A 23,586-nucleotide genomic window follows, 5' to 3' on the forward strand; every position below is an offset into this window, starting at 1 on the left:
CGCCCAAGGTCAGCGTCGTCGTCCCCACCCGTGGGGCCGCGCCGGAGTCCCTGCGCGAAACGCTCGACTCGCTCACCGCCCAGACGCTGCCCGCCCACGACATCGACGTCGTCCTCGTCGGCGACGGCGAGGGAGAGGTGCTCCCGCCGAGCGACGCCGCGTCCCGCAACACCGGAATCGACGCGGCCATCGGCCAGTACGTGATGTTCATGGAGCCCGGCGACCGTCTCGCCCCCGAGGCGCTGCGGCGGATGTACGACTACGGAGTGGAGCACGACGCCGACATCGTCGTGGGCAAGCTCGCCGGCAAGGACCGTGCCCTGCCGCGCGAACTCTTCGTACGGGACCGGCCCCGGGCGACGCTCGCCAAGGACCCCCTCGCCGACAGCCTCACCGCCAACAAGCTCTTCGACCGGGCCTTCCTCACCGAGCACGCCCTCCGTTTCCCGGAGGACCGGCACCCGCTGTCCGAGCAGCTGTTCACCGCACAGGCGTATCTGCGGGCGGCCCACGCCTCCGTGCTCGGCGGCCAGGTCTGCTACCACTACGGCCCGAAGCGGCCCGCCGCCCCCGTACCGGCCGCCGAGTTCTACGCGGCGCTGCCCGCACTCCTGGAGACCGCCGACACCCTGGCAGGTCCCGGAGCGGCACGCGACCGGCTGCACCGGCGCTGGCTGCGCGTCGAGGTGCTCGACCGGATCGGCGGCAAACAGTTCCTGGCACTGGACGAGGAGGCCCGCACCGAGTCCCTCCACGAGATCCGCAAGGCGCTGAGCGGCCGGGTGTCCGAGACCGCGGTTGCGGGCCTTCCGGTCTCCCGGCGCGTGGCCGTCGGCCTGATCGAGGACGAGGACCAGGACTCCCTGGCGCGGATCGTCGAGTGGGAGAACTCCATCGCCTGCCGCCCCATCCTCACCGAACTGTCGTGGCAGGACGACGGCACGATGCACATCGCCTTCGACGCCCGGCTGCACGCCGCCGACGGCCCGGTCGGAGTCACCACCGACGACGGCGCCGACGGGGACCGGCACGTCCTCGCCCCGACGGGCCTCCCCCGGCCCCTCCTCGATCGCTTCGCAGCCGAACCGCTCACCGGCGGCGCCTCCCCGGACAAGGCGTCCGTGGTCCTGGTCCTGCGGGAGCGCAGCAGCGGCGCCGAGTACCGCATGGTCACAAGGAGCACCGTCGTACGCGGCGACGGGGGCCTGAAGGTGACCGGCTCCACCGGGCTGGATCCCGCCCGCGCGGTCGCCGGTTCACCGCTCGGCCGGGGCGTCTGGGACCTGTCCGTACGCCTCAACGCGCTCGGCTGGACCAAGTCCGCCCGCCTCGGCAGGGTACGAGCGCCCGAGGTCCCCGCACAGCTCACCGCCGTGGCGCACCCCACCGAGCGGGCCCTGCGCATCACCCCGTACTGGACCGATCCGCACCGCGACCTGTCGCTGCGCGTCGACGTCCCCGAGCCGCCGAAGCCGGCCGCCGCCGCTCCCCGGCCCCGCACGTCGCGCCTGCTCGGCCGGGTCGCCCGGATCGTGCGCAGACGCTGACGGCCCAGCCCCGGCCGGCCCGCGCCCCTCAGCAGCATCCGCCCCCGGGAAGCGTCCGCACATTGCGCGCTTCCCGGGCACGGGCGGCCAGCAACTCGTCGGCGGGGTAGGCCACTTCCTCCAGCGTCAGGCCGTGCGGACGCACCACGTGCACGCCGGGGTCACGGACGCGGGCCGCGAGCACCTGGGCGGGCCACTCGGCGGGGCGGCGCCCGTCGCCCACGAAGAGCGCGGCACCGATCAGCGCGCGGACCATGTTGTGGCAGAACGCGTCCGCCTGCACGGTCGCCGTCATGATGCCGCTCGCCCCGTCCCGGACCCAGCTCAGCTTCTGCAGCGTACGGATGGTCGTCGCGCCCTCGCGCTTCTTGCAGTACGCCGCGAAGTCGTGCTCGCCGACCATCCGGGCGGCCGCCTCGTTCATGGCGGTCACGTCCAACGGCCGGTCGTGCCACAGCACATGACCGCGCAACAGCGGATCCACCCCGCCGGGACGGTCGGCGACGCGGTAGGCGTAGCGGCGCCACAGCGCCGAGAACCGCGCGTTGAAGCCCTCCGGGGCGGGCGCGATCCGCCAGATCCGCACGTCCGGCGCCATCCGTCCGGCCATCCGCCGCAGCAGCTTGTCGCCGTGCTCGGCCCACACCTCGTCGGGCAGGTCGACGTGCGCGACCTGGCCCCGGGCGTGCACCCCGGCATCGGTCCGGCCGGCGACGGTCAGGTCGTATGTCCGCGAGGACCGCGTCACGGTCCGCAGCGCGTCCTCGATCTCACCCTGGACGGTCCGCCTGGCGGTCTGCTTCGCCCAGCCCGAGAAGTCCTTGCCGTCGTAGGCCAGGTCCAGCCGCACCCGTACGAAGCCGGGCTCCACCTCGTCACTCACCCATGGGTCCTTTTCTACCGGTGCACGCGGCACACGCGGGTACATGCGGAACGGGCCCGCACCGCCCCGAAGGGTGGTGCGGGCCCGTCCAGTGGTCTCAGAACGCTCAGGCGTCCTTCGACTCGGCGTCGTCGGCCGGCTTGGCGTCCTCGACGGCCTCGGCCGGAGCCTCGTCCTTCTTGAGGGCGTCTTCCTTGACCGCGCGCTTCGTCGCGGCCTCGGCCTCACCGGTGGCCTGCTGGGCCACGGTCAGCGCCTCGACCAGCTCGATGACCGCCATCGGGGCGTTGTCGCCACGACGGTTGCCGATCTTGGTGATGCGGGTGTAACCACCGGGGCGGTTCTCGTACCGCGGGGCGATCTCGGTGAAGAGCGTGTGGACGACGCCCTTGTCCGTGATCGACTGCAGCACCAGGCGACGGTTGTGGATGTCGCCCTTCTTCGCCTTGGTGATGAAACGCTCGGCGACCGGACGCAGGCGGCGGGCCTTGGCCTCGGTCGTGGTGATGCGGCCGTGCTCGAACAGCGACTTCGCGAGGTTGTTGAGAAGAAGCTTCTCGTGCGCAGCGCTGCCGCCCAGACGGGCACCCTTGGCGGGCTGAGGCATGGTTTTTCTCCTTGTGTGCTGCACCGGCCGTATCAGGTACCGGTGTCAGTTCCCGTGCGACGGTCGCCGCACGGAAGTCTCGAATCAAGCCCGTCCGGCGGTCGAGGACAACGCCTCGACCGCCGGGGCACAGGCTCAGTACTGCTCGGTCTCCACGAAACCGGCGTCCGCGTCGTCGTCGGCGCCGAAGGCGTCGGCGGCGGCGGTCGGGTCGAAGCCGGGAGGCGAGTCCTTCAGCGCGAGGCCCATACCGGCCAGCTTCGCCTTGACCTCGTCGATCGACTTCGCACCGAAGTTGCGGATGTCGAGCAGGTCGGCCTCGGAACGGGCCACGAGCTCACCCACGGAGTGGATGCCCTCGCGCTTGAGGCAGTTGTACGAACGGACCGTGAGCTCCAGCTCCTCGATCGGCAGCGCCAGATCGGCGGCGAGCGCGGCGTCCGTCGGGGACGGGCCCATGTCGATGCCCTCGGCGTCGATGTTGAGCTCGCGCGCCAGACCGAACAGCTCGACCAGGGTCTTGCCGGCCGAAGCCATGGCGTCACGGGGACGCATGGCCTGCTTGGTCTCGACGTCGACGATCAGCTTGTCGAAGTCGGTGCGCTGCTCGACACGGGTCGCCTCGACCTTGTACGTGACCTTGAGCACCGGCGAGTAGATGGAGTCGACCGGGATACGGCCGATCTCCTGGCCCGCCTGCTTGTTCTGGACGGCGGAGACGTAGCCGCGACCGCGCTCGACGGTCAGCTCCATCTCCAGCTTGCCCTTGCCGTTGAGCGTGGCCAGGACCAGGTCCGGGTTGTGCACCTCGACACCGGCCGGCGGGGCGATGTCGGCAGCGGTGACCAGGCCGGGGCCCTGCTTGCGCAGGTACATCACGACCGGCTCGTCGTGCTCCGAGGAGACGACCAGCTGCTTGATGTTGAGGATGAGGTCGGTGACGTCCTCCTTGACGCCCGGCACGGTGGTGAACTCGTGCAGGACACCGTCGATCCGGATGCTGGTGACAGCGGCACCGGGGATCGAGGAGAGGAGCGTGCGGCGAAGAGAGTTGCCGAGGGTGTAACCGAAGCCCGGCTCCAGCGGCTCGATGACGAACCGGGAGCGGAACTCGTCAACGACCTCTTCGGTCAGCGACGGACGCTGAGCGATAAGCATGTTGCGTTCCTTCAGTCGTGGGCGCCCACTATTTGACGCCCCCAGATACTGACAAGGGTACGGGCGGCACGACCCCGAAGGGGCCGTACCGCCCGGACCCACGAGCTACTGCCTGGAGCAGAGCCCGAAAAAATCAGACGCGGCGACGCTTGGGCGGGCGGCATCCGTTGTGCGGGGTGGGGGTGACGTCCTGGATCGAACCGACCTCCAGGCCGGTGGCCTGGAGCGAACGGATCGCGGTCTCGCGGCCGGAGCCCGGACCCTTGACGAAGACGTCAACCTTGCGCATGCCGTGCTCCTGCGCGCGGCGGGCGGCCGACTCGGCGGCCATCTGCGCGGCGAAGGGGGTGGACTTGCGCGAGCCCTTGAAGCCGACGTGGCCGGCGGAGGCCCAGGAGATCACGTTGCCCGAGGGGTCCGTGATCGAGACGATCGTGTTGTTGAACGTGCTCTTGATGTGCGCGTGGCCGTGAGCGACGTTCTTCTTTTCCTTGCGACGCACCTTCTTGGCTGCGCCCTGACGACCCTTGGGGGGCATGTCTTGACTCCAGATGGAGAGGGGAGGTGATCGGTCCTACAGCGAAGACCGCTGGTTGCTGCGGATGACCGGTGGCCCGGACGCCCGCAGTGCGTCCGCTGAGGACTACTTCTTGCCCGGCTTCTTCTTGCCGGCGATCGCGCGACGCGGGCCCTTGCGGGTACGAGCGTTCGTGCTGGTGCGCTGGCCGTGGACCGGCAGGCCGCGGCGGTGACGCAGGCCCTGGTAGCAGCCGATCTCGACCTTGCGGCGGATGTCGGCCTGGATCTCGCGACGGAGGTCACCCTCGGTGCGGAGGTTGGCGTCCACGTACTCGCGGATCTTGACCAGTTCCTCTTCGGCCAGGTCGCGAACGCGGGTGTTGGGGTTCACGCCAGTGGTGGCGAGAATCTCCTTGGACCGGGTGCGCCCGATACCGAAGACGTAGGTGAGGGCAACCTCCACGCGCTTTTCGCGCGGGATGTCAACACCTGAAACGCGTGCCATTCAATGGCTCCAGTTGTTAATTCGGGGGTCTTCCGCAGAGCCGCTCCCGACCGCCGACCTCTCATGACGAGAGGTGGTACGCCCAGGTCCCCGGCCCCCACCGGAGGTGTCGTCAGCCGAAGCTTGGACGGACTCTGCGTATGTACGTTTTACGTGCGTCGCGCGAAGTACTGCGAGATGCAGGGGGTCGTGCGTCAGCCCTGGCGCTGCTTGTGGCGCAGGTTGTCGCAGATGACCATGACCCGACCGTGACGGCGGATCACCTTGCACTTGTCGCAGATCTTCTTGACGCTCGGCTTGACCTTCATGGGATGTCAGGTTCTCCGGGTCAGTGCCGTCACCACGCGGAAGCGAGGTGGAGGCAAGATCTACTTGTAGCGGTAGACGATCCGGCCACGCGTCAGGTCGTACGGGGAGAGCTCCACGACGACCCGGTCATCCGGAAGGATTCGGATGTAGTGCATCCGCATCTTGCCGCTGATGTGCGCGAGGACCTTGTGACCGTTCTGGAGCTCCACCTTGAACATGGCGTTCGGGAGGGACTCGATCACGGTGCCCTCAATTTCGATGGCACCTTGCTTCTTGGCCACGCTTCGCCTTTCGAATCGGCTACCTTGATCGACTTTCGGCATCGCATGCGGACACACTGATGCACGACAGCCGACGAGTCAGTCTACGTCAGCGGACCCCAAAAGACGAATCCGTCAAGTTTGCCCACCGGAGTAGATCCTTAGACCTCCACCGGGGGTTCACCTCACCCCAGCGGGTCCGGTGCCGCCTCGATTCCGTACTGCGCCAGCCTCGCCCTGCCGCAGTCGGGGGCGGTCAGGACCAGGGGGCCCTGCTCGGTGAGGGCGATCGAGTGCTCCCAGTGGGAGGACCAGGTGCCGTCCGTCGTGATGACCGTCCAGTCGTCCTGGAGCACCTCGGTCTGCGCCGTACCGAGCGAGACCATCGGCTCGATGGCCAGGCAGACGCCGGGGACCAGCTTGATGCCCTTGCCGCGCTTGCGGGCGACGTAGTTCAGCAGGTGCGGGTCCATGTGCATCTCGGTGCCGATGCCGTGGCCGCCGTAGTCCTCGATGATCCCGTACTTGCCGGTGGCGGGGCGGGGCTGGCGGCGGATGTAGGACTCGATCGCCTTCGAGATGTCGACCAGGCGGTTGTTCACCTTCATCGCGGCGATGCCGGCCCACATGGACTCCTCGGTCACCCGGGAGAGCTCGACCAGCTCCGGTGCGTGACCGGTACCGACGAAGGCCGTGTACGCGGCGTCGCCGTGCCAGCCGTCGACGATCGCGCCGGCGTCGATGGAGATGATGTCCCCGTCCTTGAGGACCGTCTTCTCGTCCGGGATGCCATGGACGACGACCTCGTTGACCGAGGTGCAGATGGTCGCGGGGAACCCGCCGTAACCGAGGAAGTTCGACTTCGCACCGTGGTCGGCGATCACCTTGCGGGCGACCTGGTCCAGGTCCAGCGTGGTGGCGCCGGGCACCGCCGCCTCGCGGGTGGCCGCGTGAATGGCAGCGACCACCAGCCCCGCCTCGCGCATCTTCGCGATCTGCTCGGGGGTCTTGATCTGCACCATTGCGCGGCGCCTCTCTGCATCGGACTGCATCGAACGGTGATGTCTGCGGCGTACTCACACAACGATACGGCGCAAACAGTCGGCCGCGGCGCCCATGGACGCCGCGGCCGACTGCACAAGTACTGCGGGGTTCTGCACTCAGCCCTTGTCGGACTTGAGGGCCTCCATCGCCCGCTCGGTCACATCGGTGACCTTGCCGAGCGCGGAGATGGTGACCACCAGGTTCTGGGCCCGGTAGTAGTCGATGATCGGCTCGGTCTGCGTGTGGTAGACCTCCAGCCGGGTACGCACCGTCTCCTCGGTGTCGTCGTCCCGCTGGTACAGCTCGCCGCCGCAGACGTCGCAGACGCCCTCGGTCTTCGGCGGGTTGTACGTCACGTGGAAGACGTGGGAGCCCTCGTTCCGGCAGATCCGGCGGCCGGCGATGCGCTTGACCACCTCGTCCTCGGGGACCTCCAGGTCCAGGACCGCGTCGAGCTTGGTGCCCTCGTCCTTGAGCATGGCGTCAAGAGCCTCGGCCTGACCCACGTTGCGCGGGAAGCCGTCCAGCAGGAAGCCGTTCTCGGCGTCCGGCTGGGACATGCGGTCCTTGGCCATCCCGATGGTGACCTCGTCCGGAACCAACTGACCTGCGTCCATGAAGGCGCGGGCCCGCTTGCCAAGGTCGGTGCCCTGGCTGATGTTGGCGCGGAAGAGATCGCCCGTGGAGATCTGCGGAATCGACAGGTTCTTGGCAAGGTACGCAGCCTGCGTTCCCTTGCCGGCACCGGGCGGCCCGACGAGGACGATTCGCATCAGCGGAGGAACCCTTCGTAATTGCGCTGCTGGAGCTGACTCTCGATCTGCTTCACGGTCTCCAGACCCACACCCACGATGATGAGGATGCTCGTCCCGCCGAACGGGAAGTTCTGGTTGGCTCCACCGAAGCCTGCCAACGCCATCGTCGGCACAAGAGCGATCAGACCCAGGTACAGCGAGCCCGGCCAAGTGATCCTGTTGAGCACGTAGCTCAGGTACTCGGCAGTAGGTCGACCAGCCCGGATACCCGGGATGAACCCACCATACTTCTTCATGTTGTCGGCGACTTCCTCGGGGTTGAACGAAATCGCCACATAGAAGAAGGCGAAGAAGACGATCAACAGGAAGTACGCCGTGATGTAGTACGGGTGGTCGCCCTTGACGAAGTTGTCCTTGATCCAGGTCGCCCAGCCCGCAGTGGAGTTGGAGAACTGGACGATCAGGGCGGGAATGTAGAGCAGCGAAGAAGCGAAGATGACGGGAATCACACCCGCCTGATTGACCTTCAGCGGAATGTACGTCGAGGTACCGCCGTACGACCTGCGGCCGATCATGCGCTTCGCGTACTGCACCGGAATGCGGCGCTGGGCCTGCTCGACGAAGACGACGAGGCCCACCATCACGAAGCCGATCAGGATGACGGTGCCGAACTCGATCCAGCCGTCGGCCAGCTTGCCGCTGGTCTTGATGGCCCACAGGGCGCCGGGGAAGCTGGCGGCGATCGAGATGAACATCAGGATCGACATGCCGTTGCCGATGCCGCGGTCGGTGATGAGCTCACCGAGCCACATGACGGCCGCGGTGCCCGCGGTCATCGTGATGACCATGACGATGGTCGTGAAGATCGACTGGTTCGGCACGATCTGGTCGGCGACCGGGCAGCCGCTGAAGAGCGCGCCACTGGTGGCGGTGGCCACCAGGCCGGTGCCCTGGAGGATGGCGAGCGCGACGGTCAGATAACGCGTGTACTGCGTGATCTTCGCCTGGCCGGACTGCCCCTCCTTCTTGAGCGCCTCTAGTCGGGGGATGACCACGGTCAGCAGCTGAAGAATGATGCTGGCCGTGATGTACGGCATGATGCCGAGCGCGAAGATCGTGATCTGCAGCAGTGCACCACCGCTGAACATGTTCACCAGGCCGAAGAGGCTGTTGTTGCCCTTGCTGGCCTGATCAACACAGGTCTGGACGTTCTCGTAGCTCACTCCCGGTACCGGGATGTGCGCCCCGAGCCGGTAGAGCACGATGATGCCGAGCGTGAAGAGCAGCTTCTTGCGCAGGTCGGGCGTCTTGAACGCCCGGGCGAACGCGGTGAGCACGGTGCCTCCTGCGACCCCCGCGCAATGCGTAGAGGTGACGGTCTTGAGGATCGACGAATACGTAAAAGTCAAAGTCCCCGGGGCGGGTGCCCAGGGGGGTACCACACAACAACGCACGCCACCTTACCGGCGACCATGCCCCCCTAGGAACGACCAACCGGGGATGCCCCATATGAGAGGCATCCCCGGTCGGATGTTCAGGCCATCGAGTTGTCTCAGACGAGCTCGGTGACGGTGCCGCCGGCGGCGGCAATCTTCTCCTTGGCGGAGCCGGAGACGGCGTCAACCGAAACCTGCAGCGCCACGGAGATCTCGCCCTGTCCGAGGACCTTGACGAGGTGGTTGTTGCGCACCGCACCCTTGGCGACCAGGTCGGCCACGGTGACCTCTCCACCCTCGGGGTAGAGCGTCGCGAGCTTGTCCAGGTTCACGACCTGGTACTCGGTGCGGAACGGGTTCTTGAAGCCCTTGAGCTTCGGGAGACGCATGTGGAGGGGCATCTGCCCACCCTCGAAGCGCTCCGGAACCTGGTAACGGGCCTTGGTGCCCTTGGTGCCACGACCGGCGGTCTTACCCTTGGACGCCTCACCACGACCCACACGGGTCTTGGCGGTCTTGGCGCCCGGGGCGGGCCGGAGGTCATGGGCCTTCAGCGGCTTGTTCTCCGCCATGTCAGTCGACCTCCTCAACCGTCACGAGGTGGCGGACGGTGTGCACCATTCCGCGGAACTCGGGGCGGTCCTCCTTGACAACCACGTCGTGCAGGCGCTTGAGCCCGAGCGAACGCAGGGTGTCGCGGTGGTTCTGCTTGCTGCCGATGTACGACTTCGTCTGCGTGATCTTGAGGCGAGCCATTACGCACCCGCTCCCGCACGTGCGCGAAGCAGAGCCGCGGGGGCGACGTCCTCGAGCGGCAGACCGCGGCGGGCCGCGATCTCCTCGGGACGCTGCAGGCCCTTGAGGGCCTCCACGGTCGCGTGCACGATGTTGATCGCGTTGTCGGAGCCGAGCGACTTCGACAGGATGTCGTGAACGCCGGCGCACTCCAGAACGGCGCGCACCGGGCCACCGGCGATAACACCGGTACCGGGGGAAGCAGGCTTCAGCAGGACGACGCCCGCAGCCTTCTCGCCCTGGATCGGGTGAGGAATGGTGCCCTGGATGCGCGGAACCTTGAAGAAGTTCTTCTTGGCTTCCTCGACACCCTTGGCGATGGCCGCGGGAACTTCCTTGGCCTTGCCGTAACCGACACCGACGGTGCCGTCACCATCGCCCACCACGACCAGCGCGGTGAAGCTGAAGCGACGACCACCCTTCACAACCTTGGCGACGCGGTTGATCGCGACAACGCGCTCAACGTACGCGGTCTTCTCGGCGGCAGCTGCGCCGCCGTCACGGCCCTTCCGGTCCCGCCGCTCGCCGCCACCGGCACCGCTTCCGCGGCGCTGGGGTCCAGCCATTGGATTTACCTCTCTCTGTTACGTCCGCTGTGCGTAGGAACCGGGCTCAGAACTTCAGACCGGCTTCACGGGCGGCGTCAGCCAGAGCGGCAATCCGCCCGGCGTACTGGTTACCACCGCGGTCAAACACGACGGCCTCGACGCCTGCGGCCTTGGCGCGCTCAGCGACCAGGGCGCCGACCTGCTTGGCCTGGGTGCTCTTGTCGCCCTCGCCACCACGGATGGAGACGTCCAGGGTCGACGCCGACGCGAGCGTGTGGCCCGCGATGTCGTCGATGACCTGAGCCACCATGTGGCGGTTGGACCGCGTCACGACCAAGCGCGGACGCTCCGGCGAACCGGAGATGTGCTTGCGGACGCGGATGTGGCGACGCTTGAGGGCGGCACGCTTGTAGGCGTCGCCCTTGGCGATCTTCACGCCGTATGCCATGGCTACTTACCAGCCTTTCCGACCTTGCGGCGGATGACCTCGCCGGCGTACTTGACGCCCTTGGCCTTGTACGGGTCAGGCTTCCGCAGCTTGCGGATCTTGGCCGCGGTCTCGCCGACCTTCTGCTTGTCGATGCCCTCGACGGAGAACTTCGTGGGGGACTCCACCTTGAAGGTGATGCCCTCCGGGGCCTCGATCAGGATCGGGTGGCTGTAGCCCAGGGCGAACTCCAGGTTGGAGCCCTTCGCCTGGACGCGGTAACCGACACCACTGATCTCGAGCGCCTTGGTGTATCCCTGGGTCACACCGGTGATCATGTTCGCCACCAGCGTGCGGGACAGGCCGTGAAGGGCCTTGTTCTGACGCTCGTCGTTCGGGCGGGTGACGCTGAGGAAGCCGTCCTCACCCTTGGTGACCTCGATCGGCGACGCGACGGTGTGCGTGAGGGTGCCCTTGGGCCCCTTCACCGCGACCGTGCGGCCATCGATGGTGACGTCCACACCGGCGGGAACCTGGATGGGGAGCTTGCCGATTCGCGACATGAGCTATTCCTCCGTTCCCGACTACCAGACGTAGGCGAGGACTTCCCCACCTACGCCCTTCTTGCTGGCCTGCTGGCCGGTCAGGAGACCGTGGGACGTGGAGATGATCGCCACGCCCAGGCCGCCGAGGACCTTCGGCAGGTTGGTGGACTTTGCGTATACACGCAGACCCGGCTTCGAGATTCGCTTGATGCCGGCGATCGAGCGCTCGCGGTTCGGGCCGAACTTCAGCTCAAGGACGAGGTTCTTGCCGACCTCGGCGTCCTCGACCTTCCAGCCGGTGATGAAGCCCTCCTGCTGGAGGATCTCCGCGATGTGCGACTTGATCTTGCTGTGCGGCATCACGACGGAGTCGTGGTACGCCGAGTTCGCGTTGCGCAGACGCGTGAGCATGTCTGCGATGGGATCAGTCATGGTCATGAATTGGCCTTCGGCCTCTCTCGCCGGGGTTTCCTGTATGCGCCATCCCTCTCCCCACTCATAGGCGGGACGGGTGCGGTGCGGGGACCTACGGCGTAGTAAGTCGGTCTTGGGCGGCAGGCGCCCAACCCCACAAGCCTACGGCATGTGAGGGCGGGCTCCTGCCGACCAGATGCTTACCGAGAGCTTCCGTCAATTCCCAACGCCCGGAGGGCGAAGGAGAATTACCAGGAGCTCTTGGTCACGCCCGGCAGCTCGCCACGGTGAGCCATCTCACGAAGGCACACGCGGCACAGGCCGAACTTGCGGTAGACGGAGTGGGGCCGGCCGCAGCGCTGGCAGCGGGTGTACCCGCGAACGCCGAACTTCGGCTTACGGGCGGCCTTAGCGATCAGAGCCTTCTTCGCCACGGTCAGTTCTCCTTGAACGGGAAGCCGAGGTGACGAAGGAGGGCACGACCCTCGTCGTCATTGGTCGCCGTGGTGACCACGGTGATGTCCATGCCCCGGACCCGGTCGATCTTGTCCTGGTCGATCTCGTGGAACATGACCTGCTCCGTGAGACCGAAGGTGTAGTTGCCACGGCCGTCGAACTGCTTCGGCGACAGACCACGGAAGTCACGGATACGCGGCAGCGCGAGCGACAGCGTACGGTCCAGGAACTCCCACATGCGGTCACCGCGGAGGGTGACGTGGCAGCCGATCGGCTGACCCTCGCGCAGCTTGAACTGCGCGATGGACTTGCGGGCCTTGGTGACGGCCGGCTTCTGGCCGGTGATCGTGGTGAGGTCGCGCACGGCGCCGTCGATCAGCTTGGAGTCGCGGGCGGCGTCGCCCACACCCATGTTGACCACGATCTTGACCAGGCCGGGGACCTGCATGACGTTCTCGTACGAGAACTCCTCACGCAGCTTGCCGGAGATTTCCTCGCGGTACTTCGTCTTCAGACGCGGAGTGGTGGTGGTAGCCATCAGATGTCCTCACCCGTCCGCTTGGCAACGCGGATCTTGTTGCCTTCGTCGTCGAAGCGGTAACCGACGCGCGTGACGACCTTGTTGCCGTCCTTCTCCACGACGAGCTGAACGTTGCTCACGTGGATGGGGGCCTCGGTCGTGACGATGCCACCGGTCTGCGAACCGCGAGCGGTCTGGCCGGCCTTGGTGTGCTTCTTGACCCGGTTGACACCCTCGACGAGGACGCGGTCCTGAGCGGGGTAGGCCACGATGACCTTGCCCTGCTTGCCCTTGTCCTTACCGGTGATGACCTGAACCAGGTCGCCCTTCTTGATCTTCATGCTTACAGCACCTCCGGCGCGAGCGAGATGATCTTCATGAACTTCTTCTCGCGCAGTTCCCGGCCCACCGGGCCGAAGATGCGGGTGCCGCGGGGGTCACCGTCGTTCTTCAGAATGACGGCGGCGTTCTCGTCGAAGCGGATGTACGAGCCATCCTGACGGCGACGCTCCTTGACGGTGCGAACGATGACGGCCTTGACGACGTCACCCTTCTTCACGTTGCCACCGGGGATCGCGTCCTTGACGGTGGCGACGATGACGTCACCGATGCCCGCGTAGCGGCGACCCGAACCACCGAGAACACGGATGGTGAGGATTTCCTTCGCACCCGTGTTGTCGGCGACGCGAAGTCGCGACTCCTGCTGGATCACGTCTATCTCCTGATCGTCTGCCGGTTCCCGGCGGGGGCCGCTCCGTCACCGGAACGAGCCCCCGCCGAGCCTGGCGGAACTTGCCTGAGGGGAATGCCCCTCAGGAATTACTTGGCCTTCTCGAGGATCTCGACGATGCGCCACCGCTTCGTGGCGGACAGCGGCCGGGTCTCCATCAGGAGGACGCGGTCGCCAACGCCGGCGGCGTTCTGCTCGTCGTGCGCCTTGAGCTTGTTCGTACGGCGGATGACCTTGCCGTACAGCGCGTGCTTGACACGGTCCTCGACAGCGACGACGACGGTCTTGTCCATCTTGTCGCTGACGACGAGACCCTCACGGGTCTTACGGAAACCGCGGTCGGTGTTCGTCTCAGTCACAGTCTTCTCGCTCATCAGGCGCTCTCCACCGTCTCGATGCCCAGCTCGCGCTCGCGCATCAGGGTGTAGATCCGGGCGATGTCCTTACGGACGGACTTGAGCCGGCCGTGGTTCTCAAGCTGCCCGGTCGCCGCCTGGAAGCGGAGGTTGAACAGCTCTTCCTTGGCCTCGCGGAGCTTGTTGAGGAGCTCCTCGTTGCCCAGCTCGCGCAGCTCGGACGCCTTGGTACCGGCCGACATCACGACTCACCTGCCTCGCGCCGAACGATCCGGCACTTCATCGGAAGCTTGTGAGCAGCGCGGGTGAGCGCCTCACGAGCAATCTTCTCGTTCGGGTAGGACAGCTCGAACATCACCCGACCGGGCTTGACGTTCGCGATCCACCACTCGGGAGAACCCTTACCGGAACCCATGCGGGTCTCGGCCGGCTTCTTCGTCAGGGGGCGGTCCGGGTAGATGTTGATCCAGACCTTGCCGCCACGCTTGATGTGGCGGGTCATCGCGATACGAGCTGCCTCGATCTGGCGGTTCGTCACATACGCCGGGGTCAGCGCCTGGATGCCGTACTCGCCGAACGCAACCTGCGTGCCACCCTTGGACATACCGCTGCGCTTCGGGTGGTGCTGCTTGCGGTGCTTGACCCTACGGGGGATCAGCATTTCGGTCAGGCCTCCGTTCCGGTGCTCTCGGCAGCCGGAGCGGCAGCGGCGGGAGCCTCGGCCTTGGGGGCCTCGGCAGCCGGAGCCGACTGCTGCTGCGGCTTGCGACCGCGGCCGCCACGCTCGCCACCGCGGCCACCACGGCCGGCCGGGCGGTCAGCGCCGCCACGGGCCGGGCGGTTGCCGGCGCGGGCAGCGGCGTTCTCGGCGCGGACCTCGGCGATGTTCTTGACGTCGCCCTTGTAGATCCAGACCTTCACACCGATGCGGCCGAAGGTCGTCTTGGCCTCGAAGAAGCCGTAGTCGACGTTCGCGCGGAGCGTGTGCAGGGGCACACGGCCCTCGCGGTAGAACTCCGAGCGGGACATCTCGGCGCCGCCGAGGCGGCCACCGCACTGGATCTTGATGCCCTTGGCGCCGGCCTTCATCGAGGACTGCATGCTCTTGCGCATGGCCCGACGGAAGGAGACGCGGGAGGAGAGCTGCTCGGCGACGGCCTGGGCCACCAGCTGAGCGTCCACCTCGGGGTTCTTGACCTCAAGGATGTTCAGCTGGACCTGCTTGCCGGTCAGCTTCTCCAGCTCGCCACGGATGCGGTCGGCCTCGGCGCCGCGGCGGCCGATGACGATGCCCGGGCGGGCGGTGTGGATGTCAACGCGGACGCGGTCGCGGGTGCGCTCGATCTCGACCTTCGAGATGCCGGCCCGCTCCATGCCCTTCGTCATCATGCGACGAATGGCGACGTCTTCCTTGACGTAGTCCTTGTACAGCTTGTCGGCGTACCAACGGGACTTGAAGTCCGTGGTAATGCCGAGCCGGAACCCGTGCGGGTTTACCTTCTGGCCCATTACCGGGTTCCTTCCTTGCTGCTGACGACCACGGTGATGTGGCTGGTCCGCTTACGGATCCGGTAGGCACGGCCCTGAGCACGCGGACGGAACCGCTTCAGGGTCGGGCCCTCGTCCACGTACGCCTCGCTGATGACCAGCGAAGAGGCGTCGGTGTGGTCGTAGTTGTGTGCAGCGTTGGCGATGGCGCTGTCCAGCACCTTGCCAACCGGCACGCTCGCGGCCTGCGGGGCGAAACGCAGGACCGCCTGAGCCTCCGTGGCATCCATGCCACGGATGAGGTCCACCACGCGGCGGGCCTTCATGGGCGTGACGCGGATGTACCGCGCCTGGGCCCTGGCTTCCATGGTTGTCCCTTCGGTGTAAGTCATAGTCAGTCACCCCGCGTTAGCGGCGCTTCGACTTCCGGTCGTCCTTGACGTGGCCGCGGAAGGTGCGAGTCGGCGAGAACTCGCCGAGCTTGTGGCCGACCATCGACTCGGTGACGAACACCGGGACGTGAATCTTGCCGTTGTGCACCGCGATGGTGTGACCCAGCATGGCCGGGACGATCATCGAGCGACGGGACCAGGTCTTGATGACGTTCTTGGTGCCTGCCTCGTTCTGTACGTCCACCTTCTTGATGAGGTGGCCGTCGACGAAGGGCCCCTTCTTGAGACTGCGCGGCATCTAAACCCGCTCCTAGCGCTTCTTGTTCGTCTTGCGGCGGCGGACGATGTACTTGTTCGATGCCTTCTTCGGCGAACGAGTACGACCCTCCTTCTGACCCCACGGCGAGACCGGGTGGCGACCACCGGAGGTCTTGCCTTCACCACCACCGTGCGGGTGGTCAACCGGGTTCATCGCGACACCGCGGACGGTCGGGCGAACGCCCTTCCAGCGCATGCGGCCGGCCTTGCCCCAGTTGATGTTCGACTGCTCGGCGTTGCCGACCTCGCCGATGGTGGCGCGGCAGCGGGCGTCGACCAGGCGGATCTCACCCGACGGCATACGAAGGTGGGCCATGGTGCCCTCCTTCGCCAGCAGCTGCACGGAGGCACCCGCGGAACGGGCGAACTTCGCGCCGCCGCCGGGCCGCAGCTCGATGGCGTGGATGGTCGTACCGACCGGGATGTTGCGCAGCGCCAGGTTGTTGCCGGGCTTGATGTCGGCGGCCGGGCCGTTCTCGACACGGTCGCCCTGCGTCAGGCCACGCGGCGCGATGATGTAGCGCTTCTCGCCGTCCGCGTAGTGCAGGAGCGCGATGCGCGCGGTGCGGTTCGGGTCGTACTCGATGTGCGCGACCTTGGCCGGCACGCCGTCCTTGTCGTGACGACGGAAGTCGATCACTCGGTAGGCGCGCTTGTGGCCACCGCCCTGGTGGCGAACGGTCACACGACCGGCGTTGTTACGGCCGCCCTTGCTGTGCAGGGGGCGGACCAGCGACTTCTCCGGCGTGGACCGCGTGATCTCGACAAAGTCGGCGACGCTGGAGCCACGACGGCCCGGGGTCGTCGGCTTGTACTTGCGGATACCCATTTCTCAGTCCTCGTCCGATTCCGGACGACTCGACCTCCGTCAGGAGGTCGGGCCGCCGAAGATGTCGATACGGTCGCCCTCGGCGAGGGTCACGATGGCGCGCTTGGTGTCAGCGCGCTTGCCGAAACCGGTCTTGGTGCGCTTGCGCTTACCCTGCCGGTTGATCGTGTTGACCCCGGTGACCTTGACCGAGAAGACCGCTTCCACGGCCTGCTTGATCTGGGTCTTGTTGGAGCCGGGCGCGACGATGAACGTGTACTTGTTCTCGTCGAGCAGCGCGTAGCTCTTCTCGGAAACGACCGGCTTGACGAGAACGTCGCGCGGGTCCGAGTAGGTCTTGCTGGTAACGGTCGCCTCGCTCATCAGGCGTCGCTCCCTTCGGTCTCAGCGGTCTGGGGGCCAGACACGAAGGACTCGAGGGCGGCCTGGGTGAAGACCACGTCGTCAGAGACGATCACGTCGTACGTGTTCAGCTGGCCCGGCTCCAGGATGTGCACCTGGGGCAGGTTGCGGGCGGACAGCCACGCGGCCTCGTCGGCACGGTCGACGACCAGGAGCAGGTTCTTGCGCTCCGAGATCTTGCCGAACAGCGTCTTGGCGGCCTTCGTGGAGACAGCTCCGTCGACCACGCCGGTGACGACGTGGATGCGGGAGTGACGGGCCCGGTCGGAGAGGGCACCGCGCAGGGCGGCGGCCTTCATCTTCTTCGGGGTCCGCTGCGAGTAGTCACGCGGCTGCGGGCCGTGGACGACGCCACCGCCGGCGAACTGCGGCGCACGGGTCGAACCCTGGCGCGCGCGGCCGGTGCCCTTCTGGCGGTACGGCTTGCGGCCACCACCACGGACTTCGCCGCGGGTCTTGGTCTTGTGCGTGCCCTGACGGGCAGCTGCCAGCTGTGCGACGACGACCTGGTGGATCAGCGGAACGCTGGTCTTCGCGTCGAAGATCTCCGCGGGGAGCTCGACGGTACCGGCCTTGTCGCCTGCCGGCGAAAGGATGTCAATGGTGCTCATTACCTCAAGCCCCCTTGGCCGCGGTACGGACCAGGACGAGGCCGCCGTTCGGACCGGGGACTGCGCCCTTGATGAGGAGCAGACCCTTCTCCGCGTCAACCGCGTGGATGGTCAGGTTCTGGGTGGTGACACGCTCGTTGCCCATGCGACCCGCCATGCGCATGCCCTTGAAGACACGGCCGGGGGTGGCACAGCCACCGATGGAGCCGGGCATACGGTGCACACGGTGGGCACCGTGGGACGCCTTGCCACCCTTGAAGTTGTGACGCTTCATCACACCGGCGAAGCCCTTGCCCTTGCTCTTGCCCGTGACGTCGACCTTGACGCCGGACTCGAACACCTCGGCAGTGACCTCCTGGCCCAGCGTGTACTCGCTGGCGTCAGGGGTGCGGAGCTCCACCAGGTGGCGGCGCGGGGTCACGTCGGCCTTGGCGAAGTGGCCCTTGAGGGGCTTGTTCACCTTGCGGGGGTCGATCTCGCCGAAGGCGATCTGGACTGCCTCGTAGCCGTCGTTGTCGTTGGTGCGGACCTGGGTGACGACGCAGGGCCCGGCCTTGACGACGGTCACCGGGACGACCCGGTTGTTCTCGTCCCAGACCTGGGTCATGCCGAGCTTCTCGCCCAGGACGCCCTTAATGTTCTTAGCCATCTCGCGCGTCACCTCAGAGCTTGATCTCGATGTCGACGCCCGCCGGCAGGTCGAGACGCATCAGCGAGTCAACCGTCTTCGGCGTGGGGTCGAGGATGTCGATGAGGCGCTTGTGCGTGCGCATCTCGAAGTGCTCGCGCGAGTCCTTGTACTTGTGCGGCGACTTGATGACGCAGTACACGTTCTTCTCAGTGGGCAGCGGCACCGGGCCCGCGACCGACGCACCAGTGCGGGTCACCGTCTCGACGATCTTCTTCGCCGAGGAGTCGATGACCTCGTGGTCGTAGGCCTTGAGCCGGATGCGGATCTTCTGTCCCGCCATGGCTACTAGTAGTCCTGTCTCTCAATAACGCTCTGGAACCCGGGAGTTCTAACGACTCCACCTCCGACCCACGCGGTCGGGCGTGTCGCATCCCCTCTACGCAGATCTCCCGAAGGATTTCCCAACCAAGGGGGTGCGGGCCCGAGGACCGCAGGACCGGGGGCGAAACACCCACCGGGTGCCTGGCCGGTGCCCCACTGACGCTTCCCGGAAGATTCCCGTACGTCCGACCCGCGAGGGGTCGACGAGTACTGTGGGACTCGCTTCCGGTCCTCCCGGCGGGAGGCGCGCAGCATTGACACTCAACCGAGCAACCTGGTCAGTGTGCCATACGGGGCCTGAGCCTGGCCAATCGGGCCGAGGATCCTACCTCGCGTGGTCGCCCGGTCAAACGCGGGCGCGCAGCGGGAGCCGTGCCGGGCGGTCCCGACCCTAATTCGGTCGAGCGGTCCGCACCGCCGTGCCTACAGTGACCGGCCGGGCAAACCGTCGTCACCAGGGGCATCGATCATGCGTACGCACTATCCGCGCACCGCCCATCTGCCCTGGTCCCCCGGGGCCACCTCGGACGACATACGGATCGCCGGTCTCACCGCGCTGACCGGCCGCGAGGTCGTCGTCACCGAGAAGCTGGACGGCGAGAACACCACGCTCTACGCCGACGGGCTGCACGCCCGCTCCCTGGACTCCGCACACCACCCCTCACGGGGCTGGGTGAAGGCGCTCCAGGGCCGGGTCGGGGCACGGATCCCCGAGGGGTGGCGGGTGTGCGGCGAGAACATGTTCGCGCGCCACTCGATCCCCTACGAGGAGCTGGAGAGCTTCTTCTACGGCTTCTCCGTCTGGGACGGGGAGCACTGCCTGGACTGGGACCGGACCGTGGCGTTCCTGCGGGACCTGGGGATACCGGTGCCGCCGGTGCTGTGGCGCGGGGTGTTCGACGCCCGCGCCGAGAAGGCGCTGCGGGCGCTGAAGCTGGACACCGGCCGGCAGGAGGGATATGTCGTGCGGCCCGCGGACGGTTTCGGCGCGGCGGACTTCCGGCGCCTGGTGGCCAAGTGGGTGCGGCCCGGACACGTACGGACCGATACGCACTGGATGCACGCCGCCGTCGTGGCGAACGGGCTGGGCCCGGCTGCGGCCCTGTGGGCCGTAAGGTCCGGGGCCCCGGCCGACGCGGCTGCGCTGGCCGCCGCCACCGGGACGGACCCGGGGGACGCCGGGGCCGCCGCCGCGATGGGCGACGCCCTGGACGCGGCGGGCCGGACGGGCGAGGACCGGCTGACCGGGGTGCTGGCCGCGCTGCTGCACCGGTCCCGGCGCGCCGGGCTCACGCCCGCGCTGGCTCCGGCGCTGGGGATGCCGCTCGCGCGGCGCGTCGCGGACCTCGTCGGACTGCACCCCGGGCTGCACCGCCCGTACCCGGACGAGGAGCGCCGCACCGGGCTGGTCCGGATGTCCTTCGCCGCCGATCTGCCGCTGCTGCACGCGCTGGCCGCCACGGTGGCGGACACCGCCGAGGCGCACGAACAGGTGGAGTGGTCGGCGCTGCACGCGGAGAGCGTGCGCGAACCGGCCGGGCTGCGGGAGGCGTTCGCGGATCTGGTACCGGACGCCGCCGACCGCTGCCTGGCGCAGGCCCGCGAGGCGTACGCCCTGGGCCGGGTCGCCACCGCCGAGGAGGCGGTCGCCGCGACCTGGCGCTGGCGGGACGGGGACTTCCCGCGCCTGGTCCACCTGGTGGGCCCGTCCGGCAGCGGCAAGAGCACCTTCGGGCGCGCCCTGCCCGGTGTCGACACGTATCTCTCGCTCGACGATCTGCGCTCCGCCCGGGGTTCGCGCGCCGACCAGAAGGCCAACGGGGACGTGCTGCGCGAGGGGCTCGACCGGCTGGACGCCGCGCTCGCGGCGGGCTCCACGGTCGTCTGGGACGCCACCTCCCTCAATGCCCATCAGCGCTCCCTGGTGCACGGGGTCGCCAGGCGCAGGGACGCGCTGCTCACCCATGCCGTGGCGCTGGTCGACGAGGCGGAGCTGATCCGCCGCAACGGCTGCCGCAGCCACCCCGTACCGCCCGAGGTGCTGACCTCCCAGCTGCGCCGATTCGTGCCCCCGTACCCCGGCCAGGCGCACCGCACCTGGTACATCGGCGCGAGCGGAACGGTGGAGGACCGGGCGTAGGAGCGCGATGGCAGAGCCGTCGCGAGCAACGGCACAGCGAGGCACGGCACCGGGGCACACGGGCCCGACGTGATCCGGACGGAAGGGTCTGAATGCGTACGAGCGAGGAGATCTACCACCGGGTCCGCTGGGACGCCCGGTTCGACCCGGCGCGCTTCGTGCTGGGCGTGGCGCAGCGCGGGACCGTGCCCAAGCGGGTGCCGCTGCCCCGCTTCACGCCCGGCGGGGACATCCCCTGGCACCGGGTGCTGTTCTTCGAGGCGGACGGCGAGGTGGTGTGGGACCGGTCCTCGGGCGTGGACCGGATCGACGCGACGGACGCCGGGCGGATACGCGCCCCGCGCCGGCTGCCGTCCCCGTACTTCGTCTCCCGCACCCCGCACGCGTTCTCCGCGCCGGAGGCCGCCTGGACGCCGGTGCCCGAGGACGCGCCGGAGCCCGAGCCGGCCTCCGGCCCCCTGACGCTGCTGACCTGGAACACTCTGTGGGACCGCTACGACAGCGACCGCATCGACACCGCCCGGCGCCGGCCGCTCCTGCTCGACGCGCTGCGCGCCGCGGACACCGATGTGATCGCCCTCCAGGAGGCCGAACCCGCCCTGCTCGCCCTGCTGCTGGCGGCGCCCTGGGTCCGCGAGGACTACACGTTCTGGGCCGACCCGGCGGGCCGGGACGCCGCCGACTGCGGTCTGCTGCTGCTCAGCCGGGTGCCGGTGCGCGAGGCGGGCCTGCATGTGCTCGGCCCGCACAAGGCGGTCGCGGCGGTCGTCGTGGACGGGCCGGGCGGACCGGTCACGGTCGCGGCGACCCATCTCAGCAGCGACCACTCGGCCGACGGCGCCGCCCGGCGCGATGCCGAACTGACCGATCTGGCAACGGGGTTGGCGGCGGTCGAGGGCGATGTGACATTGCTCGGCGACTTCAACGACGGCGGGGACACCCCGCAGGTCCGGTTGGGGATGACGGACGCCTGGAGCCGGGTGCACGGCGCGGACGACCGGACTCCCACCTTCGACCCGTCGGTCAATCCGCTGGCCGCGGTCTCATCCCTGACCGGGCGGGTCTCCCGGCTGGACCGGGTGCTCGTCCGTCCGGAGCGGCTGCGGCCCGTGTCGGCGGTACTGCTGGGCGATGTCCCCGCACCGGACGGGCTGTACGTCTCGGACCACTTCGGGGTACGCGTGGAGCTGGCCGCCGGGGCGGCGGAAGCGGTCCGTGCGGACGCTGCGGAGGAGGAGCGGGTGGACGCGGCCGAGGAGGCGTGCGCGGCCGATGTCGTGCGCCGGGTGGCCGCTGCCCTGCCTGAAGGCGTTGTCCACCTGGCCGGCTCCCGGCGGATGGGCTGTGCGCTGCCCGGCGCGGACGTGGACCTGGTCGCGGCGCTGCCGGGCGCCGTGGATCTGCCGGGGGTACGGGAGCGGCTGGCCGCGGCCCTGCCGGACGCCGTGGACCTGCACGAGGTGACCGGCGCCCGCGTACCGGGCCTGCGCTTCGCCCTCGGCGGCCTGAAGGTGGACCTGGTGACCGTGGCGACGGGCGGTCTCGCCCCGGCCGGGGCGGTGGCCGGGCGCGCCGGGCTGGGCGAGGCGGCGGCCGCGGCGCTCAGCGCGGTGAGCGACGCGGATGCGGTGCTCGCGGCGGCGGACCCGCACCGGGCGGCGTTCGCGGGGCTCGCCCGCGAGGTGAAGGGGTGGGCGCGGGCGCGCGGCCTGGACTCCGCGCCGTGCGGCGGACTGCCGGGCCTCGCCTGGTCCGTACTCGCGGCCCGTACCGCCCACGAGTCGGGCGACCTGCCTCCACTCCCCCTGCTCAGGCATTTCTTCGCGACCTGGGCCACCTGGGACTGGGACCGCCCGGTCGGCTCCGGCGGGGCCGGCGGCACTGACGGCTCCGGCACGGCCGCCGGGACCGGCGGACTCGGTGAGACCGGTGGACCCGGTGGACCCGGCAGTCCCGGTGGCCCCGGCGGCACCGGCGGGACCAGTGGGCCCGGCTGCACCAGCAGCCCCGGCAGCCCCAACAACGCCAACAACGCCAACGACCCCAACGCACTCCCCCTCACCGTCCTCACCCCGACCGCCCCCGTCCGCTCCTGCACCACACAGGTCTCCCCCGCCGGCCGCGACCTGATCGCCGAGGAGCTCTTCCGCGCCTGGGAGATCCTGGAGTCCGCCGGCGACACCGGCCCCGTACCGCACGACCTGCTCCGCACCCCGCCGCCGCTGCGCCTGCGCCACGCCGCCTGGGCGATCGTCTCCGTGCGGCGGGGCGCCGACGAGGGACGGCTGCGCGGCCGCCTCCTGGCCCTGCTCGCCGCCCTCGCGGAGGCCGGTTCCCCGGACGCGCACGCCTGGCCCCGCCCGTGCGGCAGCGACCCGACCCACGTCCAGTACGCCATCGGCCTGGGCCGTACCCCGCCCGACGGGAACCGGCTCGCGGAGATCGGCGCGGCGCTGCTGCGCGGCATCCCGGAGGCGGGGCTGCGCCGGACGGACCGCGCCCAGGCGCCGGACCTGCGGTGAGGGCGGCCGGAACGGGCCCGCCCCTCCCCTCCCGCCCCTCCTGCCCCGCGAGGATCCG

At 68.6% G+C, this 23,586-nt stretch carries 34 protein-coding genes; 3 read left to right on the forward strand and 31 right to left on the reverse strand.

Annotated features, from left to right (window positions below):
• On the forward strand, window positions 1-1,547 hold a 1,547-nt coding region (locus tag AADR41_RS19985; protein ID WP_342282779.1), incomplete at its 5' end, for a glycosyltransferase family 2 protein.
• A gap of 28 nt (window positions 1,548-1,575) precedes the next feature.
• Here the strand turns inward: AADR41_RS19985 and truA are convergent.
• From truA to rpsJ, 31 genes are all read right to left on the reverse strand, one after another.
• Window positions 1,576-2,430: a tRNA pseudouridine(38-40) synthase TruA gene (truA, locus tag AADR41_RS19990; protein WP_259934010.1), complete on the reverse strand. Its 855-nt coding sequence runs from the start codon at window positions 2,428-2,430 to the stop codon at window positions 1,576-1,578.
• Between the two features lie 106 nt (window positions 2,431-2,536).
• Window positions 2,537-3,037, reverse strand: a complete 501-nt coding sequence (gene rplQ / locus AADR41_RS19995) for a 50S ribosomal protein L17 (RefSeq protein ID WP_124716932.1) — start codon at window positions 3,035-3,037, stop codon at window positions 2,537-2,539.
• A 135-nt stretch (window positions 3,038-3,172) separates the two neighbouring features.
• Complete coding sequence (locus tag AADR41_RS20000) at window positions 3,173-4,195, reverse strand: DNA-directed RNA polymerase subunit alpha (protein WP_024755423.1); 1,023 nt, start codon at window positions 4,193-4,195, stop codon at window positions 3,173-3,175.
• Window positions 4,196-4,328: 133 nt separating this feature from the next.
• Window positions 4,329-4,733 (reverse strand): 30S ribosomal protein S11, encoded by a 405-nt coding sequence (rpsK, locus tag AADR41_RS20005; RefSeq protein ID WP_003956432.1) that lies wholly within the window; start codon window positions 4,731-4,733, stop codon window positions 4,329-4,331.
• 105 nt (window positions 4,734-4,838) lie between these two features.
• Window positions 4,839-5,219 carry a 30S ribosomal protein S13 gene (gene rpsM / locus AADR41_RS20010; RefSeq protein WP_342282780.1) on the reverse strand — a complete coding sequence of 127 codons (381 nt, stop codon included), beginning with the start codon at window positions 5,217-5,219 and terminating at the stop codon, window positions 4,839-4,841.
• A gap of 194 nt (window positions 5,220-5,413) precedes the next feature.
• The gene (rpmJ, locus tag AADR41_RS20015; RefSeq protein WP_003956441.1) at window positions 5,414-5,527 is read right to left on the reverse strand and encodes a 50S ribosomal protein L36; all 114 of its coding nucleotides are present in this window, start codon (window positions 5,525-5,527) and stop codon (window positions 5,414-5,416) included.
• 60 nt (window positions 5,528-5,587) lie between these two features.
• Window positions 5,588-5,809: a translation initiation factor IF-1 gene (infA, locus tag AADR41_RS20020; protein ID WP_003956442.1), complete on the reverse strand. Its 222-nt coding sequence runs from the start codon at window positions 5,807-5,809 to the stop codon at window positions 5,588-5,590.
• A 164-nt stretch (window positions 5,810-5,973) separates the two neighbouring features.
• Complete coding sequence (map, locus tag AADR41_RS20025; RefSeq protein WP_342282781.1) at window positions 5,974-6,810, reverse strand: type I methionyl aminopeptidase; 837 nt, start codon at window positions 6,808-6,810, stop codon at window positions 5,974-5,976.
• 138 nt (window positions 6,811-6,948) lie between these two features.
• Window positions 6,949-7,605 carry an adenylate kinase gene (locus AADR41_RS20030; protein ID WP_266689127.1) on the reverse strand — a complete coding sequence of 219 codons (657 nt, stop codon included), beginning with the start codon at window positions 7,603-7,605 and terminating at the stop codon, window positions 6,949-6,951.
• Window positions 7,605-8,924: a preprotein translocase subunit SecY gene (gene secY, locus AADR41_RS20035; RefSeq protein ID WP_329818620.1), complete on the reverse strand. Its 1,320-nt coding sequence runs from the start codon at window positions 8,922-8,924 to the stop codon at window positions 7,605-7,607. The genes AADR41_RS20030 and secY overlap by 1 nt, the downstream gene beginning before the upstream one ends.
• 215 nt (window positions 8,925-9,139) lie before the next feature.
• The gene (gene rplO / locus AADR41_RS20040; RefSeq protein ID WP_018550610.1) at window positions 9,140-9,595 is read right to left on the reverse strand and encodes a 50S ribosomal protein L15; all 456 of its coding nucleotides are present in this window, start codon (window positions 9,593-9,595) and stop codon (window positions 9,140-9,142) included.
• 1 nt (window position 9,596) lies between these two features.
• The gene (gene rpmD, locus AADR41_RS20045) at window positions 9,597-9,779 is read right to left on the reverse strand and encodes a 50S ribosomal protein L30 (protein ID WP_018550611.1); all 183 of its coding nucleotides are present in this window, start codon (window positions 9,777-9,779) and stop codon (window positions 9,597-9,599) included.
• On the reverse strand, window positions 9,779-10,384 hold the full coding sequence (gene rpsE / locus AADR41_RS20050; protein WP_072485533.1) for a 30S ribosomal protein S5: 606 nt from the start codon (window positions 10,382-10,384) through the stop codon (window positions 9,779-9,781). Before rpsE ends, rpmD begins: the two co-directional genes overlap by 1 nt.
• Window positions 10,385-10,430: 46 nt before the next feature.
• Window positions 10,431-10,814 (reverse strand): 50S ribosomal protein L18, encoded by a 384-nt coding sequence (rplR, locus tag AADR41_RS20055; protein WP_093540756.1) that lies wholly within the window; start codon window positions 10,812-10,814, stop codon window positions 10,431-10,433.
• A gap of 2 nt (window positions 10,815-10,816) precedes the next feature.
• The gene (gene rplF, locus AADR41_RS20060; RefSeq protein WP_266747962.1) at window positions 10,817-11,356 is read right to left on the reverse strand and encodes a 50S ribosomal protein L6; all 540 of its coding nucleotides are present in this window, start codon (window positions 11,354-11,356) and stop codon (window positions 10,817-10,819) included.
• 21 nt (window positions 11,357-11,377) lie between these two features.
• Entirely contained in the window at window positions 11,378-11,776 is a 399-nt protein-coding gene (gene rpsH, locus AADR41_RS20065) for a 30S ribosomal protein S8 (protein WP_037688013.1), read from the reverse strand.
• Between the two features lie 224 nt (window positions 11,777-12,000).
• Window positions 12,001-12,186: a type Z 30S ribosomal protein S14 gene (locus AADR41_RS20070; protein ID WP_003948630.1), complete on the reverse strand. Its 186-nt coding sequence runs from the start codon at window positions 12,184-12,186 to the stop codon at window positions 12,001-12,003.
• A gap of 2 nt (window positions 12,187-12,188) precedes the next feature.
• Entirely contained in the window at window positions 12,189-12,746 is a 558-nt protein-coding gene (gene rplE / locus AADR41_RS20075; RefSeq protein ID WP_342282782.1) for a 50S ribosomal protein L5, read from the reverse strand.
• Complete coding sequence (gene rplX, locus AADR41_RS20080; RefSeq protein ID WP_003966949.1) at window positions 12,746-13,069, reverse strand: 50S ribosomal protein L24; 324 nt, start codon at window positions 13,067-13,069, stop codon at window positions 12,746-12,748. The genes rplE and rplX overlap by 1 nt, the downstream gene beginning before the upstream one ends.
• Before the next feature lie 2 nt (window positions 13,070-13,071).
• Window positions 13,072-13,440: a 50S ribosomal protein L14 gene (gene rplN / locus AADR41_RS20085; RefSeq protein ID WP_003966950.1), complete on the reverse strand. Its 369-nt coding sequence runs from the start codon at window positions 13,438-13,440 to the stop codon at window positions 13,072-13,074.
• 107 nt (window positions 13,441-13,547) lie between these two features.
• Window positions 13,548-13,832, reverse strand: a complete 285-nt coding sequence (rpsQ, locus tag AADR41_RS20090) for a 30S ribosomal protein S17 (protein ID WP_073786784.1) — start codon at window positions 13,830-13,832, stop codon at window positions 13,548-13,550.
• Window positions 13,832-14,056: a 50S ribosomal protein L29 gene (gene rpmC / locus AADR41_RS20095; protein WP_015035581.1), complete on the reverse strand. Its 225-nt coding sequence runs from the start codon at window positions 14,054-14,056 to the stop codon at window positions 13,832-13,834. Before rpmC ends, rpsQ begins: the two co-directional genes overlap by 1 nt.
• The gene (rplP, locus tag AADR41_RS20100; protein WP_014047785.1) at window positions 14,056-14,475 is read right to left on the reverse strand and encodes a 50S ribosomal protein L16; all 420 of its coding nucleotides are present in this window, start codon (window positions 14,473-14,475) and stop codon (window positions 14,056-14,058) included. Before rplP ends, rpmC begins: the two co-directional genes overlap by 1 nt.
• A gap of 5 nt (window positions 14,476-14,480) precedes the next feature.
• Window positions 14,481-15,323: a 30S ribosomal protein S3 gene (gene rpsC, locus AADR41_RS20105; protein WP_093540760.1), complete on the reverse strand. Its 843-nt coding sequence runs from the start codon at window positions 15,321-15,323 to the stop codon at window positions 14,481-14,483.
• Window positions 15,323-15,670 (reverse strand): 50S ribosomal protein L22, encoded by a 348-nt coding sequence (gene rplV / locus AADR41_RS20110; protein WP_004571827.1) that lies wholly within the window; start codon window positions 15,668-15,670, stop codon window positions 15,323-15,325. The genes rpsC and rplV overlap by 1 nt, the downstream gene beginning before the upstream one ends.
• A gap of 40 nt (window positions 15,671-15,710) precedes the next feature.
• On the reverse strand, window positions 15,711-15,992 hold the full coding sequence (gene rpsS / locus AADR41_RS20115) for a 30S ribosomal protein S19 (protein WP_003966956.1): 282 nt from the start codon (window positions 15,990-15,992) through the stop codon (window positions 15,711-15,713).
• 12 nt (window positions 15,993-16,004) lie between these two features.
• A complete protein-coding gene (rplB, locus tag AADR41_RS20120) occupies window positions 16,005-16,841 on the reverse strand; it encodes a 50S ribosomal protein L2 (protein WP_124716938.1) in 837 nt (278 codons plus the stop codon).
• Between the two features lie 39 nt (window positions 16,842-16,880).
• A complete protein-coding gene (rplW, locus tag AADR41_RS20125; protein ID WP_014154589.1) occupies window positions 16,881-17,204 on the reverse strand; it encodes a 50S ribosomal protein L23 in 324 nt (107 codons plus the stop codon).
• A complete protein-coding gene (rplD, locus tag AADR41_RS20130) occupies window positions 17,204-17,854 on the reverse strand; it encodes a 50S ribosomal protein L4 (RefSeq protein ID WP_072485541.1) in 651 nt (216 codons plus the stop codon). The genes rplW and rplD overlap by 1 nt, the downstream gene beginning before the upstream one ends.
• Window positions 17,855-17,858: 4 nt before the next feature.
• On the reverse strand, window positions 17,859-18,503 hold the full coding sequence (gene rplC, locus AADR41_RS20135; RefSeq protein WP_072485542.1) for a 50S ribosomal protein L3: 645 nt from the start codon (window positions 18,501-18,503) through the stop codon (window positions 17,859-17,861).
• 13 nt (window positions 18,504-18,516) lie between these two features.
• Entirely contained in the window at window positions 18,517-18,825 is a 309-nt protein-coding gene (rpsJ, locus tag AADR41_RS20140; RefSeq protein WP_003948644.1) for a 30S ribosomal protein S10, read from the reverse strand.
• A 510-nt stretch (window positions 18,826-19,335) separates the two neighbouring features.
• Between rpsJ and AADR41_RS20145 the strand changes: the two genes are divergently transcribed.
• Both AADR41_RS20145 and AADR41_RS20150 read left to right on the forward strand, forming a co-directional pair.
• Window positions 19,336-21,006: an RNA ligase family protein gene (locus AADR41_RS20145; protein ID WP_342282783.1), complete on the forward strand. Its 1,671-nt coding sequence runs from the start codon at window positions 19,336-19,338 to the stop codon at window positions 21,004-21,006.
• Window positions 21,007-21,098: 92 nt separating this feature from the next.
• Window positions 21,099-23,528 carry an RNA repair domain-containing protein gene (locus AADR41_RS20150; protein ID WP_342282784.1) on the forward strand — a complete coding sequence of 810 codons (2,430 nt, stop codon included), beginning with the start codon at window positions 21,099-21,101 and terminating at the stop codon, window positions 23,526-23,528.
• Window positions 23,529-23,586 lie beyond the last annotated feature (58 nt).

The organism is Streptomyces sp. CLV115 (assembly GCF_038448545.1).
GTDB classification, from domain to species: Bacteria; Actinomycetota; Actinomycetes; order Streptomycetales; family Streptomycetaceae; genus Streptomyces; species Streptomyces sanglieri.